Genomic DNA, 18518 nt, shown 5'->3' with positions numbered 1-18518 from the left:
GGCCGTGGATTCCCCGGTATCTTGGCCGAATGACCGAGACTCTCGATCCGACCGACTGGGCCATCCTGGTCGAGGTCCAACAGGACGGGCGGATCTCGCTGACCGAGCTCGGCCGCCGGGTGAACCTCAGCCCCTCGGCGACCACCGAGCGGGTGAAGCGGCTGGAGTCGATCGGCGTGATCAGCGGCTATCGCGCGGACGTGGACCTGACGAAGGTGGGATTCCCCGTGCTGGCCGTCGTACGGCTGAAGTATCCGGGGAACAAGCACGGCCCTCTGCACAAACTGCTGGAAGAGCGGTTCGAGATCCTCGAGTGCCTGCGGACCACGGGCGACGACTGCTACACGTTGAAGGTCGCGGCCGGGTCGATGGCGCATCTGGAGCACTTGGTGAACGAGCTGACCGAGTTCGGCAGTACCACGACGAACCTCGTCTACAGCGAGACCCAGCCGTACCGCGGACCGCAGGCGCCACCGCCGGAGCTCTGATGGAGGTCCTCGGGATCGAGGTCTCCCGCGCACTCCTTCACCAGTGGATCGAGTGGCTCGCGCCGGATCGGCAGCCGTTCTACCTGACCGCCAAGCAGATCGCTCTGTGGGGTCTGGCGCAGGATGACACCGAGCCTGACCGTCAGCAGCGGGACACCTATCACTCGTACGGCGTCGACGGGCGGCTGAGGTCCGTCTGGCTGGACGAGTCGACCTTCATGGAGCTGCCGCGCAAGACCCGGGCCGGCCTGGTGAGAGCGCAGGTGGTCCATGAGCGTGGGAGTGTGCCGACCGTCAGGGCGTGGCGCGATGTATTCGGGCCGGAGATCCGCCTGCAGGCCGACGGGCATCGCTTCGTCTGGTGGAAGTCGCTGCTGCGGGACACGGCCGCCGATGTATTGCCTCGCATCGTGAGCGAAGCCCTCGGCCCGAGCCACCACCGCGACGTACCGGAGTCTGTTTGGGCGTCGGCGGCACCGCTCCTACCGCGCGCTCGCGAACTGGCCGGCACGTTTCCCGACGGCAGCGGGCCGAACTGCTTCGGCACGGTGATGGCGGCCGCGGGTGTCGGAGGAGCGGCTGACACCTGGATGCAGCGGGAGCCCTTCGACCAGTGGCTGGCCGACAACACCACCCGCGGCGGGCGGGACGACGTACCGGGCACTGTCCTCGTCTGGCGTGACGACAACCGCCTGGTCCAGCACGCGGCGATCACCATCGGCGCCGGCTGGACCCTTCACAAGCCGTCCCAGTCCTGGACGTCCCCACGCAAGATCCGCACCGCCCCCGAAGTCCGCCGCTCCACCCGAACCCCCAGCTGGCACCTGACCCGCCACATCCTCCGCCCCTGACACCACCCGCCCTAGGATCACCTCATGCATGCCCGCCAGCGTGTCACCCGGTCCTCGTTCACCCACCCGCTTCTCCCGATCGTTGCCCCGCACCCGTTGCCGGCATTGCCTGAGCGCAGTTGGTCAGCCGAGGCCTGCCGCTACAAGAAGGCCGACGACGAGTACGACGGCGTCCTCCTGGAGTTGGTCCTCGCCTCGTACGTGCTCGGCGAATCGGCTCCGGAGCTTCGGGCCCGATTCCAGGAGGTGAGCAGCAGATGAGGATTCTGGTGACGGGTGGGTCCGGGGAGTTGGGGCGGGAGATCCGGCGGGTTGCGCGGCATGAGGTTGTTGCTTGTTACAACAGTGTGCCGGTGGAGGGTGGAGTGCGGGTTGATGTGCGGCGGCGGGATGAGGTGGAGGCTGCTGTCCGGGAGGTTCGGCCGGACGCGATCATCCATACCGCGTATCTGCAGTCCGACTGGGTGACGACGGCCGACGGGGCTGCGAACGTGGCGATCGCGGCGCGTGGGATCCGGCTGGTGCATGTGTCGAGTGACGCGTTGTTCTCCGGGAAGGACAGCCCGTACGACGAGGAGGCGGTCCCGGATCCGATCACGCCGTACGGCGCTGCGAAGGCGGCGGCCGAGACCGCGGTCCGGGCGGTCGATCCGAGCGCGGTGATCGCCCGTACTTCGCTCATCGTGGGTGGCGGGCGGATCGAGCGACTGGTGCGGGCGCTCGTCGAGGGTGGGCCGGGGGCGCTCTACACCGACAACATCCGGTGCCCAATCCACGTCACCGACCTCGCCAACGCATTGCTCGAACTACTCGAGTCGGGTCACACCGGCATCGCGCATGTCGGTGGAGCAGACGCGGTCAGCCGCCACGAACTCGGCCAGTTGATCGCAGTACACGAAGGACTCGCCCCGACGAAGCTCCCCGCCGGATCGAACCCCTCGGACATCCGCCTAGACAGCACGAAAACCCAGCACCTCCTCAAGACCCACCTCCGAGGAGTCCGAGAGTTCCTCACCCCATCCGCTTAGGTGCGATGAAAAGCACCACCTCGTCGACGATGGCGCCGCTGATCTTCAGGCCGGTGGTGGTGGGGCTGGGTCAGCTCCAGGGCGGCGGGGTGGTGGGGTCCCAGATGGGGCGGACTTCGATCGCGCCGTAGCGGGCTGAGGGGTGGCGGGCGGCGTGGGCAACGGCTTCGTCCAGGGTGGCGCACTCGAGGATGCAGGTGCCGCCGATCAGTTCCTTGGTCTCGGCGAACGGGCCGTCGGTGATCGACACCTCATCGCCTTCCTCCGTCGGCCGGACCCGGACGGTCCGGGCACTCGCGTGTGCGTGCAGCCCGGTGCCGCCGTCCTTGAGGACTCCGCGCTCGAGCATCTCCTCGGTCCAGCCCTCGCAGCCCCTCGCGAACGCGTCGTCGGGGACGAGTGAGACGTCGGCACAGATCAGCAGCAGGAACTGCATGCTCACTCCGTCTCGTCGACCAGCCGGGCGGTGACCGGCGTACCGATCTCCACCGTGCGGCTGACCGTGCAGAGCCGGTCGTGCGACATCTTCAGCGCCCGCGGCAGCGCCTCACGCGCCTTGTCGCCGTCCTCGCCCTCGGGGAAGCGGATGGTGAACTCGACCACGAGGTCCTCCATCCGGTTGCCCTGCTCAGGGTCGCGGAGCTTGTCGCCGCGGACCACCGCGCGGAACTCGGTCGGCTCGGCCCGGCGGCTGGTCACCGTGTCCACGTCGATCGCCGAGCAGACGCCGATCGAGGCCAGGAACAGCTCCACCGGGGTGAAGTCGGTGTCACTGCCGGATCCCACCGAGATGCTGCCGCCGCGCACGTTGCGCACCTCGTACTTGTTGTTGGCCGTGCGCTCGAACTGCACCTGGCGGAGAGAGTCGTCGCCCATGTCCATCTCAATCTGTTGCCGTCGGCAACGTAAAGGGTCAGCTTCAGTAGATCAGCTTGCGAGGTTGTTCAGGGCCTCGTCGACCGGGGTGTCGCCGGCGATCAGTTCCAGCGTGCGGCCGATCGAGGCGGGATTGGAGCAGAGTCCGGCCAGCACGAGCGCCACGTCGTCACGGCTGATCCGGCCGTACCCGGTCTTGTCGTCGAGCAGCACCTTGCCGGTGCCCGGGTCGTTGGTGAGCCCACCCGGCCGCACGACCGTCCAGTCCAGGTCCCGGGACCGCAGATCGTCCTCGGCCGCCTTCTTCGCCCGCAGGTAGATCGTGAACTGGTCGTTCGGGTCAAGCTCACCGAAGTTGTCCGCGCCCATCGAGCTGACCTGCAGGTGCCGCCGTACTCCGGCCCGCTCGGCCGCATCCGCCAGCAGCACCGCGGCGCCCTTGTCGACCGTCTCCTTGCGCTCGACCCCGCTGCCCGGGCCCGCACCCGCGGAGAAGATCGCGACGTCGGCACCGGACAGCACCGCGACGACCGGGTCGAGGTCGGCCTTCTCGAGATCCAGTACTGCGGCCTCGCCACCCGCCGCGGCAATGTCGGCCTCGTGCTCGGGGTTCCGCACCAGCCCGACCACCTCATGCCCGTCAGCGGCCAGGATCTTCGTCAGCCGCAGGGCGATCTGTCCATGTCCACCAGCAATCACGACTCGCATGCTCCCGAGCCTAGGTCACCGCCCGCCCGACCGTGAGGGTCCGGGCCCCGGCGTCCCCCTGGGCACCGGGATCGGCAGCCAACGGTCACCCGCTCCTGAAGTCCTCGGCGGTCATTCCGTCGGCGTGTCCTTCCGGCCACTGGACGAGCTCGATCAGGTAGCCGTCGGGGTCGCGCACCATGGTGACCAGCGGGTCATCGGGACCGGCGGTCGGCCGCGCCGGATCGGTCTGGATGCCGTGGGCGGCCAGGGTGGCGATGGTGGCGTGCAGGTCGTCCGTCTGGATGGCGAGGTGGTTGAGGCCGCCGGTCTCGGTGACCGGCCGGGCAGGATCGTGCGCGAGCTCGACGGTGACGAACGGGTCGTCCGGCAACTGGAGCATGGTCAGAGAGCCGAACGGGGTGTCGGGAACGGTTCCGACGACGGTGTAGCCGAGTGCCTGGTAGAACCTGCGAGAGCGATCCAGGTCGGTGACGCGGAGTCCGACGAGCAAGGTGCGCACGGTCATCTCCCTGATGGTCTGGCGTCCTGCAGGTTCGTGGTGTCCATGATCAGTGTTCGACGTCGTAGAAAGCAGGTGCGTGACACGGTTGCCTTGGGCCACGCGGGACGGGTTGCCGAGCGTCACGTTGTCGCCGGGTTCCATGGCGCCGCCTGCTTGATCGCGGCTTCGACCCCGTCGGTGACGAACGTGAACGGTGCGGTGTCCGCATACTCCCAGTTCGTCGGCGCCTCGTGGGTGACGACGAAGACGTGATCACCCGCTGCCGGTACGCCGTTCCAGCCGTTCGTCTGATCGAACAGGTTCCGCCCTCATGTCGATGACCTACGCGGTCCTAGTCGCCGGAGTGCCGGAGGATCGGGCGTAGGGCCTCGAGCACGGTCGCGTCCTCGATGGTGGAGGGAACGGGCTCGTCGCGGCCGTCGGCGATACCGCGCATGGTCTTGCGGAGGATCTTGCCCGACCTGGTCTTCGGCAGGGCCTCGACGACCGAGACCTCACGGAAGGCGGCGACCGGGCCGATGTCTCGGCGTACGGCGGCGACCAGTTCGTCCCGCAAGGTCTCCGGGTCGATGGTGACACCGGCCTTGAGTACGACGAGTCCGCGCGGCAACTGTCCCTTGAGTGCGTCGTGGACCCCGATCACGGCGCACTCCGCGACCGCGGGATGGGCGGCGAGCACGGCTTCCATGCTCCCGGTGGACAGGCGGTGACCGGCGACGTTGATGACGTCGTCGGTCCGCCCCATCACGAAGACATAGCCGTCGGCATCGATGTAGCCGGAGTCACCCGTCAGGTAGTACCCGTCGTACCGGCTCAGGTAGTTGTCGATGTAGCGCGCATCGTCGCCCCACAGCGTCGGCAGCGCACCCGGCGGGAGCGGCAGCCTGATCGCGATCGCCCCCTCCTCCCCCGCGGCCTGCTGAACGCCCCCGGCGTCGAGGATCTGCACGTCCCAACCCGGCAGCGGCACCGTCGCCGACCCGGGCTTCACCGGCAGCGGCTCGAGCCCGCGCGGGTTGGCGACGATCGGCCAGCCGGTCTCCGTCTGCCACCAGTGGTCGACGACCGGAACGCCGAGCTTGTCGTGCGCCCAGTGGTAGGTCTCCGGGTCGAGCCGTTCCCCGGCCAGGAAGAGCGTCTGGAACCGGCCGAGGTCGTACTTCGCGATTTCGCCGCCGTCGGGATCGACCTTCTTGATCGCGCGGAATGCGGTCGGAGCGGTGAAGAGCGCTTTCACGCCGTGCTGCGAGATCACCCGCCAGAACGCGCCGGCGTCCGGAGTACCGACCGGCTTTCCTTCGTAGAGGACCGTGGTCGCACCGACGAGCAGGGGCGCGTACACGATGTAGGAGTGACCGACGACCCAGCCGACGTCGGAGGCGGTCCACCAGACGGCACCCGGGCCGATGCCATAGACCGCGCCCATCGTCCAAGCCAGCGCGACCGCGTGACCACCGTTGTCGCGGACGACTCCCTTCGGCTTCCCGGTCGTGCCGGAGGTGTAGAGGATGTATAGCGGATCGGTGGCGGCGACGGGCTCCGGCTCGACCGGCGTCACCCCGGAGATCGCGGTTTCCCAGTCGAGATCGCGCTCTCCGAGTTTCCCGGGCGCGATCTCGCGCTGCAGCAGCACGGTGCGCTCCGGCTGATGGGTGGCGAGCTCGAGGGCGGCGTCGATGATCGGCTTGTACTCGACCACCCGCGTCGGCTCGATCCCACAGGACGCCGCCACGATCACCTTCGGCGTCGCGTCGTCGATCCGGGCCGCCAGTTCCTTCGGCGCGAACCCGCCGAACACGACCGAGTGGATCGCCCCGAGCCGGGCGCAGGCGAGCATCGTGATGACGGCCTCGGGCACCATCGGCAGGTACACGATCACCCGATCACCCTTGCCGACTCCCAGCTCCTTGAGCGCGCCCGCGAAGAGCGCGACCTGGTCCCGCAGTGCGCGGTAGGTGTAGCTGCGAGTCGTCCCGGTGACCGGCGAGTCGTAGATCAGCGCGGTACGGTCGCCGTTGCCGGCCTCGACGTGCCGGTCGAGCGCGTTGTACGACGTATTGAGCTCGCCGTCCGGGAACCACCGGTAGAGCGGCGCGGCCGAGTCGTCCAGCGCACGGGTCGGTGGTCGCGTCCAGGAGATCGCGCCGGCCGCCTCCAGCCAGAAGCCCTCGGGATCCGCCAGGCTGCGGCGGTAGGTCTCGTCGTACGCACCCATCTGCATGCCTCCGTCTCGCGATGAAACCACCGGCAGTCTTACCCATCCAGCAGCCCCGCAACAGCCCACGACGCGAGCCGCCCGTGGTCTGAACCGCCACTCGTCCTGAGCCACCGGTGGATGGCGGCTGTAAGGGGCGTGGCAGGGTTGAGCCATGACTGTGACTCGTGAGGATGTGCAGCGCGCCGCCGCGCGGATCGCCGGTCGGGTACGGCGTACGCCGGTGCTGCAGGTTTCGCCGACGCTGACGCTCAAGCTGGAACTCCTTCAGCACGTCGGGTCGTTCAAGCCGCGCGGCGCGTTCAACCGGCTGCTCTCGGCCAAGGAGCAGGGCCTGCTCACGGGCCCGGGCGTCGTCGCCGCGTCGGGTGGCAACGCCGGGCTCGCGGCCGCCTATGCCGCGCGCGAACTCGGCGTACCGGCGCGGATCTTCGTACCGGTGAACGCGCCCGCCCCGAAGGTGACCCGGCTGCGGACGCTCGACGCGGACGTGGTGCAGGTCGGCAACGAGTACGCCGAGGCGTACGAGGCCGCGGTGGTGGCGTGCGAGGAGTCCGGTGCCTTGCTGGTGCACGCCTTCGACCAGCCGGAGGTCGTGGCCGGGCAGGGAACGATCGGGCTGGAACTGCTCGAGGACCTGGACGACGACTTCGACACGGTGCTCGTCGCGGTGGGAGGAGGGGGCTGATCGCCGGGATCGCCACCGCGATCGGCGACCGCGCCCAGGTGGTGGCGGTCGAGCCCGAACTGGCTCCCACCCTCGCCCGGACGCTGGCGGCCGGCGAACGGGTCGACGTACAGGTGGGTGGTCTGGCGGCTGACTCGCTGGGGGCTCGCAGGTTGGGAGAGCTCGCGTTCGGGGCAGTCAAGGCCCACTCCGTGCAGTCTGTGCTCGTCGACGAGGACGCCATCGTTGCTGCGCGCAACGAGTTGTGGCACGAGTATCACCTGGCGGTCGAACATGGCGCGGCGGTGAGCTACGCGGCGTTGCTGAGCGGCGCCTACCAGCCGGCGGACGGCGAGCGGGTCGTCGCGGTCATCTGTGGGGCGAACACAGATCCTTCGACGCTTGGCTGACCTGGGTCAGGTGAGACGCAGCGTGATGAACGGGATGGTGTCTCCCGGCAGGACGTAGCGCTCGAACTCGACGAAGCCGTGCGACTCGGCGAACCGGAGTCCGTCGGTGTTGGACGCGAGGATGATGGTCTCGATCCCGTCGGCGTCGAGCTTCCTCGCCTCGGCCAGCTCGTGCTCGTAGAACTGCTCGCCGAGGCCCTGGCGGCGGTGGGCCGGGAGAATGCGGACGATCACCGTCGCCGCGGTCGTCTCGTCGTTCGGCGGGCGCACGGTCGAGCAGCCGACCAGCTCGTCGCCGGCGTAGGCGACGGCGAGCCGGTTGCGCCGGACGCGTTCGCGGACCTCGTCGAGGGACAGCGGGTCCGTCGGGATGATCGTGTTGTGGACGTGGCGCCACTGTTCGAGGCTGGCGTCGTCACTCGGCTGTTCGATCCGCAGAGTCGGCACCGCGCAAGCGAACAACACCAAGTCAAGCCAGTCAAACCCGATACACAATTCCCTGCGGGCACGAGGCGGGTGCAGCTCGAGCGGGGGCTCAGACGTGTCGTGCGGCGGTGTGTTTCGGGCGGTCGTCGGCGAGAACCCAGGCGGCGAAGATGCCGGCGATGCCGCCGAAGAGGTGGCCCTGCCAGGAGATGCCGTCCTGCGGGAGCAGGCCGCTGAGCAGGGCGCTCCCCCAGACCAGCACGACGACCACGCCGATCAGCACCTGGCTGATCCGGCGGTTGAAGATGCCGCGCGCGATCAGATAGGCGGCGTACCCGAAGACCAGCCCGCTGGCGCCGATCGTGATCGTGTTCGGCGGCGAGATCAGCCAGGTGCCGAAGCCTCCGAGGGTGACGATGATGGCCGTCACGGCGGCCAGCCGCTTCGCCCCGCTGACCGCGATCAGCAGGCCCAGCGTGACCAGCGGCAGCGTGTTCGAGATGAGGTGCCCGAAGCCCATGTGCAGGAACGGCGCGGTGACGATGCCGAACAGGCCGTCCGGCTGCCGGGCGATGATCCCGTACTGATCGAGTTCGCCGTTCAGCGCGGTGTCGACGACTTCGCTCACCCACATCAGCCCGACGAGCAGGATCAGCAGCTTCACTCCGCTGCTGATCTTCGCGCCATCCACGACGCTGCTGCCGCGCCGCGCGGGAGTCGAGGAACTCATGCCTCAACCATGCCCGATCCGGCCAAACGACCCCGGCCGATCGGCGTTTCCCGGCGGTGTGTCAAGCGGCCGGTCCGATGTCAATAGCTGCAGCAGCGGTGAGTGATCCCACTGTGGCCGTGCGTGTCGGGCCTGCGTCCGACAGACTGGGAGGCCGGTCGCGAACACCGCCCGGCCCACACACCGCAATTCCGGAGGGGGGATTCGCGTTGCCGATTGCGGTCTACGTCCTCGGGCTCGCCATCTTCGCCCAGGGCACGTCCGAACTGATGCTCGCGGGCCTGCTGCCCGAGCTCGCGACGGACCTGGACGTGTCGATCCCCGCCGCCGGACTGCTGATCTCCGCCTTCGCGGTGGGCATGCTGCTCGGCGCTCCGATCCTGGCCGTGGTCACCCTGCGCTGGCCCCGCCGTACCTCGCTGCTCGTGTTCCTGGCGATCTTCGCGCTCACCCACGTCGCAGGCGCGCTTACGCAGGACTACGCGGTACTGCTCGCCACCCGCGTCGTCGGCGCCTTCGTGTACGCGGGGTTCTGGGCGGTGGCCGCAGTCACGGCGGTCGGGCTGGTGCCGGTGAACAGCCGCGCCCGGGCGATGAGCGTGGTCGCCGGCGGCCTGACCATCGCGACCATCGTCGGCCTTCCTGCGGGCACGGTGATCGGTCAGCACCTCGGCTGGCAGGCGGCGTTCTGGGCAGTCGCGTTGATGTCGGTCCTGGCGATGGCGGGAGTGCTCGCCACGATCCCGCCCGGTCGTCCTGATCCCGGCACCGCGCCCCGGATGGTCTCCGAGCTCCGCGCGATGTGGAAACCCCGGCTGTGGTTGTCGTACTGCACCACCGCCCTGGTCACCGCCGCGATCCTGGTCATCTTCAGCTACCTCGCTCCCCTGCTCACCGTGACGACCGGTCTCCCGTCCGGCGCGGTCCCCGCCGTCCTCGCCCTGTACGGCGTGGGCTCGCTGATCGGGATCACCATCGGCGGGCGGAATGCCGACGCCACCCCGTTCCGGACGTTGTCGGCCGGGATCACCGGGGTGGTCGCGCTCTCGGCCGTGCTGGCGATCTGGGCGTCGGAGCCGGTGGTCGCCATCGGCGCGATCTTCCTGCTCGGCGGCTTCGGGTTCGCCACCAACCCGGCGCTGAACGCCCGGGTGTTCAGCCTGGCCGAGGAGGCGCCGACGCTGGCGACCGCGGTCAACTTCTCGTCGTTCAACGTCGGCATCACCATCGGTCCCTGGCTCGGCGGTCTCGCCATCGACGCGGGCGCCGGCTACCGCGCGCTCGGCTGGATCGCCGTAGCCCTCGGACTGGTTGCCCTCGGCACCGTCGTCCTCGCCGCCCAGCTCCCGCTCCGCCGGACGGCGACGACCCGTCCCACGAAGATCAGTTGACCGGGCCGCTCTGGTCGAGGTGGCTCGGGTCGAAGTCGGACTTGCGCTTGAAGACGTACTTGTTCAGCAGCCAGGTGATCGCCCAGAGACCGACACCGATCACCATCAGCCAGCCGGCGATCTCGTAGTCGGCCGAGGCCCGGCCGGACAGCGGGCTGGCCAGGTAGACGCAGAGGATGCAGCCCAGGATCGGCAACGCGGTCGGCGCGTGGAAGTGCTTGTGCTCCACCTTGTCGCGGCGCAGCACGAGCACCGCGACGTTGACGATCGCGAACACGCACAGCAGCAGGAGGGCCGTCGTACCACCCAGGGCGGTGAGGTCGGCGTACCCGATCAGGAAGAACGCCAGCAGCGTGGTGAACACGATCGCGACCCACGGAGTACGGCGCTTGTGCAGCACGCGGCCGAGCGGACCCGGCAGCACCTTCTCGTGCGACATGCCGTACAGCAGACGGCTGGCCATCAGCATGTTGATCAGCGCCGAGTTCGCCACCGCGAACATCGTGATCCAGGCGAAGATCTGCAGCGGGAAGTCCGGCGCGCCGGCCTCGACCACCTTCAGCAGCGGGGTGGCGCCCTTGTTGAGCTCCTCCGGCGAGACGAGCGCGACGGCCGAGATCGCGACCAGCACGTAGATGACGCCGGTGATGGTGAGGCCGGTCAGCATGATCTTCGGGAAGATCTTGACCGGGTCCTTCGTCTCCTCGGCCATGTTGACGGAGTCCTCGAAGCCGACCATCGCGAAGAACGCGAGCGCGGTCGCCGCGGTGACGGCGCCGAACGGCGACTCGCCGTCCGGGGTGTTGAACTCGGTCAGCCGCGCGGTGTCGCCGTCGCCGTTGGACAGCGCCCAGGCCCCGATCGCGATCACGATCAGCAGACCGGACAGCTCGACCAGGGTCAGTACGACGTTCGCCTTGACGCTCTCGCCGACGCCCCGAAGGTTGACCAGGGCAATCAACGCCATGAACGCCAGTGCGGTGATCATCAGCACCGAGCCGCGGTCGGGGTCGAGCTTCACCGCCGAGAAGAAGTTCGCCGCGAACGCCTTGGAGGCGCTGGAGGCCGACGTCAGGCCCGAGCACATCACCGCGAAGGTGAGCAGGAAGGTGAGGAAGTGGATGCCGAACGCCTTGTGCGTGTAGACCGCGGCGCCACCGGCCTTCGGGTACTTCGTCACCAGCTCGAGGTAACTCGTTGCCGTCAGCATCGCCACGATGAAGGCGCACAGGAACGGCAGCCAGACGGCGCCACCGACCTCGCCTGCCACCTTGCCGGTCAGCGCGTAGACGCCGGTGCCGAGGATGTCGCCGACCACGAAGAGCAGCAGCAGTCCCGGGCCCATCACCCGTTTCAGCTCAGGACGGTCTTCGGTGGTCCTGGCCGCGATGTCGCTCATCCTGCCTCCCTGGATCGTCGAACCAGCAAGTCGATGACAGTCGTGGAGCACCGGCCCGGGCCTGCGGCGTGCCCCTGCCGAAGAAGGCTGACAGCATGTCCGGGTGATGCATCTACGTCTCATCGTCCCACCGGATCGCACCACCCGCGTCCTGGACACGCTCGTCGCCGACGATCGGGTGACCAGCGTCGTGATGCTGCCGGGCGCCGCGCACCGCCCGGTGGGCGACGTGATCGAGTGCGACGTCACCCGCGAGGCGACCTCGGACATCCTGTCCTGGTTGAAGAAGCAAGGACTGTACGACGAGGGCTCCGTCGCGGTGACCGAGGTCGGCGCGGCTCCGTCCCGCAACGCCAGGGCCACCGAGAAGGCCGCTCCGGGCGCACCGGACGACGCGGTGATCTGGGACGCGGTGGTCGACCAGGCGTACAGCGAGACGGCCGGCTCGTGGTCGTACTACGCCTTTCTCACCCTCGCAACGATGATCGCGGCCGTTGCCGTCATCACCGATTCCGCCATCCTGGTGGTCGGCGCGATGGTGGTCGGTCCGGAGTTCGGCGTGGTCGCCGCGCTCGCGGTCGGCATCGCGCTGAAGACCGGCCACCTGAGCGTGCGGGCGATCGCCTTGCTGTTCAAGGGTTTTCTGCTGGCGATCGCCCTGACGGTTCTCGCCGCCCTGCTCGCCCGGGCGGTCGGCTGGATCGACACGGGGGACGTGACTGCTGCCCGTCCGTTGACCGGCTTCATCTGGCGGCCCGACCGCTGGTCGGCCGTCGTCGCGGTACTGGCGGGCTGCGCCGGTGTCCTGTCGCAGACGGCCGGTCGCTCGAACGCGCTGGTCGGTGTGTTCATCTCGGTCACCACGGTCCCGGCCGCCGGCGATCTCGCCCTGTCGATCGCGCTCTGGGCGCCGGAGCAGATCACCGGATCGGCCGCGCAACTCGGGATCAACGTGGTCGGGATGACGATCGCCGGTGTGATCACCCTGCTCCTGCAGCGACAGATCTGGCGGCTCTACCTGCGGCACGGACCCGGGAAGAGAGCTGGGGCGGGCGCGCGCGTCGAGGCTTGACCGGGCGTCCCCTGTCCGGTCCGCGCGCGCCCGGTGGTCCAGTCGTACCCAATTCAACGGAATCCGGCCACGGTCCAGGGTGACGTAGTCCGGACATGTCGCGAACACGACACGTGGTGGCGCGGGCGCAGCGGAGCGGAGAACACGCCCATGCCATCAACCGACTGTGGACCGGGCGCGTCAGCTCATGCCCCGCCAGACGACAACGCGGTCAGCAACTCCGCGCCTCGGCTCTTCGTGTTCAGGGTGGGCACCCAGGCGTAGAGTAAGGAGCGGCGTTGAGCGGGTTAGGCGCTGTGGGGGCGGTGAACGTGGGGGCACGCTGCGGTGACCGGACTGTCCGGGCTGGCTACCGTGCACCCGGAGTAGCCCCGGAACGCGCACCGTTACCTGCAGCCGCGGGCATCGCAGTCGGCCGCGTTGCCGAGGCGCAACGGTTCGGTCACCCTCAGCCGCGCGGACCCCCACGGCCTGCACCCCGATCGGCTCTAGCACTGACCCAGTTCGACAGAAGCGATGGCGCGTCCCTTGAGCGCTGTGGATGCGAGTGCTTCGGTTTGGGCGCGGTCGGGGTAGAGCACCGCCCGAGCGACTCATGTTCCTGGGGGAGGGGATTCGGTCATCAGCGGGGCTGTTGGCTGACATCTCGTGCAGCAACACGAGTAGGAATCTCGAAGTTTTGAGGGGCAATCATGCGCAAGAAGCTGATCACACTGGTGGCTACACTCTTCGCCGCTTTGACCATGGCGGCGGTGGGGGCGTCGACGGCGATGGCGGACAGCCCGCACTACGTCAAGGGCCCGACGGCCACCGTGGAGGGCAACAGTCTTGTCGTCGAGTGGAAGGCAGCCGGACTCGGGAACACCGTGACGACTGTCGACTTCAACCTCACCGGCACCGTCGACACAACGTCGCAATGCTTCACCAAGAGCGGCAACCCCGTGAACGGGGTACCCAAGACCGAGACGATCAACGTCAACGCGACCGGGACCTTCCCCGTGCGCAACGGGCAGACAACCGGCTCGTTGACGATCGCGCCGATCTCCACGCTCACGTGTACCGGCAACCAGAATGTCGTCATCTTGTCCGCCGCGTTTGACCTGACGCTGACCGGCGACGATCTGCCTCCGGTCCACCTGACAGGCCCGTGACACATCTCGCGGGACGACGTCTACATGGCCAGGGTGTCGAGCCGATTGAGGCCGAGGCCAGACCATCGAGCCGTGCGGTCAACTGATGATCGACGACCGCGACCGCGGCCGTAGGATCGCGCCGCGCGGGAACTGATCAACTAGTGACGACGGCGGGCGGAATCAGACCTCCGCCCGCCGTCGTGGCGCGCTCAGGTACCGGTCCGAGCAGGCGCTACCGCGCCAGGACGCGGCCACTGGGTGCTGTAGGCAACGATCAGCACCGGATCGCCACGCCATACCGAGCCAATCGCATGCTGGTCGGTATGGCGTGGCACGTGTGCCCGAAACGGGGACCCGGATCACCAGATGAAGTGGATTGTGACCGTGGCCGTCGGCCTCGAGCTGGCTGACCGCTGGACCAGTTTCGGCGGGACTACTCGGGTTCCTCGCAGGTGCCGAAGTCGGCCTCGAACTCCGTGATGGTGTTGCCGTTGACGATCGTGACGTGGGACGTCACGTTCACGCTGTCCACGGTCCCGGAGCCCCGGCTCACAATCTGCAGCTTGCCGGTGTCGGTGAACACCATCGTGTCTTGTTGCGCGTTGAATGCTCCTCCGAACCAGAACGCGCCGCGGACGCTGTAGACGTTGCCTGCCGTGTCGGTGGCGACAACGGCTTGCGGTGTGAGCGTTCCGGTGACGTTCGAGTTGCCCGAGGCACTTGCGCCCTCGTGGATCGTGATCTTGAGCGTGCCCGATGTGATCGTGTACGTCGCCGACTCACACACGATCTGATCGCCGGTCACATCCTCGACCGCATGCTGCGCCGGGCTGCCGGCCACCGCCGGCGCCGCCCCCACCAGCGCCCCTCCAACCACCAAAACTGCCGCAATTCCTGCCGCTCGTTTCATGATGCCCCCTCCTTGGTCCAGCCTGTTGGCTGACCTAGTAGTCGACGCTACGGCCGCGCCGGGCGCTGTCAAGGCCCAGACAGCCTGGGACACCGCTCGTCCTCACCCGGTTCAGGCACCGGCCTCGAGCTCGGCGAGGTCGCGCACCGCATAACGGTGATGCTCGGCCTCTTCCTTGAACACCACCTTGAGACAGCGGCGCACGACGTACTCCTGGTCGGGATACGAGTCCGCCGGCTTGCGACCACAGACCCGATCGAGCTCTGCCTCGGTGAGCCCGTCGACGACACGCCGCATCGTGGCCATGCGGGCGAGCCGCGGCGCCAGCACCTCGTCGAGCGTCGGGGTGGCGTCGAGAGTGAGGCCGAGCTTCGCCGACACCTCCGGCGGCATCCCGCCGGTGGGAAAGCCCAACGGGTGATACGGCGCTTCCTCCTCGAGCACGGCATTGCCGAGCCAGGCATCGCCACCGTGCAGCAGGTGCCGTTGGGTCTCGACGTACGACCACTCACCGTCGACCTGCTCGTGCAACTTTGCCTCGGGCAACAGCCGGGCGCGGTCGAGCGTCGCCTGCCACATCCTCTCGATGGCATCCCAAACAGCCCGGTAGTCGCCAGGGGACACGGCGTCACGCGCGAGTGCCCGCGTGGGGTACTGCCGGTCGAGCTCGGCCTCGACGTAGGCAGTCACGTCGACGTCGTTGACGACAACACGCTCGAAGTCGCCGCCCAGGGACACGTCGCTCCCGTAGCAATCGACGATCTTCAGACCGCTGACCTCGCAATCGCGGATCTCGAGCCCGGCCAGCTCACTCGACCGGATGCGGGCACCACGGAACTGGTCACTCTCGGCGTACTCAGCACACATCGAAGCGGTCTTTCGCACCCGCCCCACCCGCGCCAAGTCGCCACAAAGTGTCAGCGCTCCGCATCAGATACAACCCCGTGGGTCGGCCGGCAGTCGCGGGTGTGATGAGCCAGCCCAAGACCGGAGAGGCCGGGGTCAGGCAGGCGTTGTGGTGTGCCCGTTGGCGACGTACTGGCTGTAGGTGGTTGCTGATGCGCGGGCGTGTTGTTCGATCGTCCTCGCGGGCTCCTGCTCGCGCACCAAGGAGGTTGACGCCTGGCGCCGACAGATCGGGCTTGAGGCGATAGGTGCCCCCGGGTCGGGCCCTCGCTGGAGAAGATCGCCTGCTTGCCCGCGCCGACGGTGAGCTCCGAGGCGGCAACGCCCGGCTGCCGGTCGTGTACGGGGTTCGCACCGAGGTTGCCGCGGTTACCGGCAGCCGCGACGAGCAGCGTGCCGGTCGTCGCGGAAAGCCTGTCGAGCGCCTCAGAGACGAGGTCGTCGCCGTCAGCGGGCGGCGAGCTGAGCCTGAGGTTGACCAGGTCGGCATCCTGCGCGGCGCCCACTCCATCCCCGCGATCACCAGGGCGCCTGACCGAAACCGTCGCCGGCCAGCACCTTGCCCGAGATCAGGTCGGCCTCCGGCGCGATACCCCGGCGAGCACCGCGACCTTCACCCCGCGCCCGTCCAGCCCGCGCTCCCACGCGGCCGGCGCCCTCACCTGATCGAGATAGGCGTCCCGCGGTGCTTCCGTGGCCCCGGATAAAGCGGTCGCGCTCAGCCGCCGATCGAGCCAGAATCTACCGGTGACCGCCTGTCGTCCCGAAAGTCGTTCACCGAGTGCGGCCGCGCGGTCCTTCGGCAGCACCCCCGCGCTCGCCTCGAGGCTGGGCAACTCGCGCTCGATCCGGACCGCGCCCGGATCCACTGACCGGGCGTCTTGCCGCACGATGACCGGGAGATCCGCCCGGTGCGCGTCGCAGTACCCCATTTCGACCAGGCTGGTCACGTCGAACAGCGCGGGGTCCAGCACCGACGGGACCAGCGGCTCGACGTCCTTGGGATCACGCTCACCCGGCCCGCGTCCCGGCGTACCGAGAACGCGCCAGTGCCCGGCGTCCGCGGCTTGATCCGGACCGCAGGGTCGCCCTTGGCGTCCGGAGCACCCAACGTCACCTTGTCGCCGGTCAGCAGCGTGACGCTGCTCTCGGTGCCGTACTGCGCTGCCGGCGTTCTGCCGTCAGGCATCGGGACCGCCTGGGCAGGAGCAGCCGACAGGACGAAGACGACAGTGGCACTGAGGAGGGCACGAACTCTGGGCGGGGTCAGTGTGCAGTGGTATCGAATCCAGGGCTGTCCGAGCCACGAGATAGCGTGACGGATGCCGGACATGTCGGGAACAGGTCAGGAGGCTGCATGCTCGAATCCCTCGGAGTGACGCCCTCGGACGAGGAGGCGTACCGGGTCCTGCTGGCAGCCCCCGGCTGCTGTCTCACCGACCTGGCCAAACGCCTCGACCGCGACCTCGACGACCTGGCCGGGACCGTCGAGCGACTCGAGCAACTCGGCCTGCTGACCACCACGGCGGACCAGCCGATCCGGTTGCTGCCGACCCGGCCGGACGTGGCCGTCGACGCGCTGGTCGCCGTACGCCGGGCCGAGCTCGACCGGGTTCGCGCGGAGGCGCGGGTGATGTTGTCGGAACTGCGGGCGCAGGAGCAGCACCGCCCCGAGAACCTGGTCGAGGTGATCGTCGGGCAGGAGGCGATCGCCGCCCGGTTCGCGCAGCTCCTCAACGGCACGCAGGAACAGCTCCTGGTGCTGGACCGCCCGCCGTACGCGTCAAGGCCCGGGCAGTCCGACCCCACGGTGCGCGGGCTGCTCCGTGAGGGCGTCACCGTTCAGGGCATCTACTCCCCCGACTCGCTGGACGTCCCCGGCGGAGTCGACGAGGCCTACAGCGCGGCTGATGCGGGCGAGACGTCGCGGGTGCATCCGCAGCTGCCGATGAAGCTCGCCGTGTTCGACCGCAAGGTCGCGCTGCTCCCGCTGTCCGTGGATCAGCTCGTCGACAGCGCGCTCGTCGTCCACCCGTGTGCGTTGCTGGACGCGCTGATCGAGATGTTCTCCCTGCTCTGGGACCAGGCGGTTCCCGTCGTACCGGCCAGGATGGATCCGCTGGACGCCCGCCTGATGACGCTGCTCGCGGCCGGGTTCAAGGACGACGCCATCGCCCGGCAGCTCGCGCTCAGCAGCCGGACCGTCGGCCGTCGCGTCGCCGAACTGATGGAGACCCTCGGCGCCCGCACCCGCTTCCAGGCCGGCATCCACGCCCAGCGCCGCCGCCTCCTCGAAGACACCTGAGGTACGCGATAACCCGCGGAGAGGTCTGAGCCGGGTCGGGGCGATGTTTTCGGGGTGGGGTGTACGGAACAACTGGAAGTACTGGGGTCGTCGCGGAGATCCCAGGCGTGGAGTGCCTGCCGGGGTGGTGTGTGCGGCGACTACTTCCTGTCCGTCGGTCCGCCGCGGGCCCTCGGGGTGGGGTTTCGCCCCGGTGGGTGGTGGATTTCGCCTGGGCGGGTGGTCGTGATGCCGATTCGGGGCTGGCGTGGGCGACCACTGGCAGGTTGTTCGACCACTGGCGGGTTGTTCGCCATGAAGATGCCCGCCGCCACCGCCCTGGCCGGCTGGCGGGTTTGGTCGGTGGCTCGTGGCTCGTGGCTCGTGGCTCCGCTGGCGGGTTGCTCGCTGGCTGGCGATCTGCAGAGCCTGTTGAGAAATGGGTGTGGCGGTGGTGTGGGTCACCGGGTGGGCGTTCGAGTATTGGGTATGGCGAATTCGTATCGGCCGGTTGATCGT

The 18518-nt window shown here is 68.7% G+C and carries 22 protein-coding genes and 1 pseudogene; 11 read left to right on the top strand and 12 right to left on the bottom strand.

Annotation, left to right across the window (positions count from 1 at the left end; translation table 11 throughout):
* Positions 1 to 29 precede the first annotated feature (29 nt).
* The 4 genes from EV644_RS28435 to EV644_RS28420 are packed head-to-tail and all read left to right on the top strand — an operon-like array spanning position 30 to position 2367.
* Positions 30 to 488: an Lrp/AsnC family transcriptional regulator gene (locus EV644_RS28435; RefSeq protein WP_132192036.1), complete on the top strand. Its 459-nt coding sequence runs from the start codon at positions 30 to 32 to the stop codon at positions 486 to 488.
* Positions 488 to 1339 carry a hypothetical protein gene (locus EV644_RS28430; protein ID WP_132192035.1) on the top strand — a complete coding sequence of 284 codons (852 nt, stop codon included), beginning with the start codon at positions 488 to 490 and terminating at the stop codon, positions 1337 to 1339. Before EV644_RS28435 ends, EV644_RS28430 begins: the two co-directional genes overlap by 1 nt.
* A 24-nt stretch (positions 1340 to 1363) precedes the next feature.
* Positions 1364 to 1600: a hypothetical protein gene (locus EV644_RS28425; RefSeq protein WP_132192034.1), complete on the top strand. Its 237-nt coding sequence runs from the start codon at positions 1364 to 1366 to the stop codon at positions 1598 to 1600.
* Positions 1597 to 2367, top strand: a complete 771-nt coding sequence (locus tag EV644_RS28420; protein ID WP_132192033.1) for an SDR family oxidoreductase — start codon at positions 1597 to 1599, stop codon at positions 2365 to 2367. The genes EV644_RS28425 and EV644_RS28420 overlap by 4 nt, the downstream gene beginning before the upstream one ends.
* 70 nt (positions 2368 to 2437) lie before the next feature.
* Here EV644_RS28420 and EV644_RS28415 read toward each other — a convergent pair whose 3' ends face one another.
* The 4 genes from EV644_RS28415 to EV644_RS28400 form a co-directional block, all read right to left on the bottom strand.
* Positions 2438 to 2803 carry a YciI family protein gene (locus EV644_RS28415; RefSeq protein ID WP_132192032.1) on the bottom strand — a complete coding sequence of 122 codons (366 nt, stop codon included), beginning with the start codon at positions 2801 to 2803 and terminating at the stop codon, positions 2438 to 2440.
* Between the two features lie 2 nt (positions 2804 to 2805).
* Entirely contained in the window at positions 2806 to 3243 is a 438-nt protein-coding gene (locus EV644_RS28410; protein WP_132192031.1) for an OsmC family protein, read from the bottom strand.
* A gap of 51 nt (positions 3244 to 3294) precedes the next feature.
* Positions 3295 to 3951, bottom strand: coding sequence for an SDR family oxidoreductase (locus EV644_RS28405; RefSeq protein WP_132192030.1), 657 nt, complete (start codon positions 3949 to 3951; stop codon positions 3295 to 3297).
* A gap of 85 nt (positions 3952 to 4036) precedes the next feature.
* Positions 4037 to 4459 carry a VOC family protein gene (locus tag EV644_RS28400; RefSeq protein ID WP_132192029.1) on the bottom strand — a complete coding sequence of 141 codons (423 nt, stop codon included), beginning with the start codon at positions 4457 to 4459 and terminating at the stop codon, positions 4037 to 4039.
* 69 nt (positions 4460 to 4528) lie between these two features.
* Between EV644_RS28400 and EV644_RS28395 the strand changes: the two genes are divergently transcribed.
* Positions 4529 to 4708 carry a hypothetical protein gene (locus tag EV644_RS28395; RefSeq protein ID WP_132333406.1) on the top strand — a complete coding sequence of 60 codons (180 nt, stop codon included), beginning with the start codon at positions 4529 to 4531 and terminating at the stop codon, positions 4706 to 4708.
* Positions 4709 to 4787: 79 nt separating this feature from the next.
* Here the strand turns inward: EV644_RS28395 and EV644_RS28390 are convergent, their stop codons facing one another.
* Positions 4788 to 6671: a propionyl-CoA synthetase gene (locus EV644_RS28390; RefSeq protein WP_132192027.1), complete on the bottom strand. Its 1884-nt coding sequence runs from the start codon at positions 6669 to 6671 to the stop codon at positions 4788 to 4790.
* A gap of 154 nt (positions 6672 to 6825) precedes the next feature.
* Between EV644_RS28390 and EV644_RS47865 the strand changes: the two are divergent.
* A pseudogene (locus EV644_RS47865) lies at positions 6826 to 7748 on the top strand (serine/threonine dehydratase).
* A 6-nt stretch (positions 7749 to 7754) separates the two neighbouring features.
* Here EV644_RS47865 and EV644_RS28380 read toward each other — a convergent pair.
* The gene (locus tag EV644_RS28380; RefSeq protein ID WP_132192025.1) at positions 7755 to 8195 is read right to left on the bottom strand and encodes a GNAT family N-acetyltransferase; all 441 of its coding nucleotides are present in this window, start codon (positions 8193 to 8195) and stop codon (positions 7755 to 7757) included.
* 88 nt (positions 8196 to 8283) lie between these two features.
* A complete protein-coding gene (locus EV644_RS28375) occupies positions 8284 to 8904 on the bottom strand; it encodes a rhomboid family intramembrane serine protease (RefSeq protein ID WP_132192024.1) in 621 nt (206 codons plus the stop codon).
* Between the two features lie 209 nt (positions 8905 to 9113).
* On the opposite strand from EV644_RS28375, the gene EV644_RS28370 reads away from it, so the two are divergent.
* Positions 9114 to 10295 (top strand): Cmx/CmrA family chloramphenicol efflux MFS transporter, encoded by a 1182-nt coding sequence (locus EV644_RS28370; RefSeq protein WP_132192023.1) that lies wholly within the window; start codon positions 9114 to 9116, stop codon positions 10293 to 10295.
* Here EV644_RS28370 and EV644_RS28365 read toward each other — a convergent pair.
* Positions 10288 to 11694, bottom strand: a complete 1407-nt coding sequence (locus tag EV644_RS28365; protein ID WP_132192022.1) for an APC family permease — start codon at positions 11692 to 11694, stop codon at positions 10288 to 10290. The genes EV644_RS28370 and EV644_RS28365 overlap by 8 nt on opposite strands.
* Before the next feature lie 106 nt (positions 11695 to 11800).
* Here EV644_RS28365 and EV644_RS28360 point away from each other — a divergent pair, with 106 nt between their 5' ends.
* Together EV644_RS28360 and EV644_RS28355 are read left to right on the top strand one after the other, a co-directional pair.
* The gene (locus EV644_RS28360) at positions 11801 to 12766 is read left to right on the top strand and encodes a DUF389 domain-containing protein (protein ID WP_132192197.1); all 966 of its coding nucleotides are present in this window, start codon (positions 11801 to 11803) and stop codon (positions 12764 to 12766) included.
* Between the two features lie 692 nt (positions 12767 to 13458).
* Complete coding sequence (locus EV644_RS28355) at positions 13459 to 13917, top strand: hypothetical protein (RefSeq protein WP_132192021.1); 459 nt, start codon at positions 13459 to 13461, stop codon at positions 13915 to 13917.
* 415 nt (positions 13918 to 14332) lie between these two features.
* On the opposite strand, the gene EV644_RS28350 is transcribed toward EV644_RS28355, so the two are convergent.
* From EV644_RS28350 to EV644_RS28330, 4 genes are all read right to left on the bottom strand, one after another.
* Positions 14333 to 14902: a hypothetical protein gene (locus tag EV644_RS28350; RefSeq protein WP_132192020.1), complete on the bottom strand. Its 570-nt coding sequence runs from the start codon at positions 14900 to 14902 to the stop codon at positions 14333 to 14335.
* An 18-nt stretch (positions 14903 to 14920) separates the two neighbouring features.
* Complete coding sequence (locus EV644_RS28345) at positions 14921 to 15694, bottom strand: DinB family protein (RefSeq protein ID WP_241998919.1); 774 nt, start codon at positions 15692 to 15694, stop codon at positions 14921 to 14923.
* Between the two features lie 590 nt (positions 15695 to 16284).
* Positions 16285 to 16689, bottom strand: a complete 405-nt coding sequence (locus EV644_RS28335) for a hypothetical protein (protein WP_132192018.1) — start codon at positions 16687 to 16689, stop codon at positions 16285 to 16287.
* The gene (locus tag EV644_RS28330; RefSeq protein ID WP_132192017.1) at positions 16662 to 16904 is read right to left on the bottom strand and encodes a hypothetical protein; all 243 of its coding nucleotides are present in this window, start codon (positions 16902 to 16904) and stop codon (positions 16662 to 16664) included. Before EV644_RS28330 ends, EV644_RS28335 begins: the two co-directional genes overlap by 28 nt.
* Positions 16905 to 17072: 168 nt before the next feature.
* Between EV644_RS28330 and EV644_RS28325 the strand changes: the two genes are divergently transcribed.
* Together EV644_RS28325 and EV644_RS45910 are read left to right on the top strand one after the other, a co-directional pair.
* On the top strand, positions 17073 to 18020 hold the full coding sequence (locus tag EV644_RS28325; protein ID WP_132192016.1) for a LuxR C-terminal-related transcriptional regulator: 948 nt from the start codon (positions 17073 to 17075) through the stop codon (positions 18018 to 18020).
* Between the two features lie 294 nt (positions 18021 to 18314).
* The coding region (locus tag EV644_RS45910) for a hypothetical protein (protein ID WP_206751504.1) at positions 18315 to 18518 on the top strand (204 nt) is incomplete at its 3' end.

This window comes from Kribbella orskensis, from assembly GCF_004342085.1.
Taxonomy (GTDB): Bacteria; Actinomycetota; Actinomycetes; order Propionibacteriales; family Kribbellaceae; genus Kribbella; species Kribbella orskensis.
The sequence above is the reverse complement of the archived record's forward strand: the minus strand, read 5'-3'. Positions and strand labels throughout refer to the sequence as shown.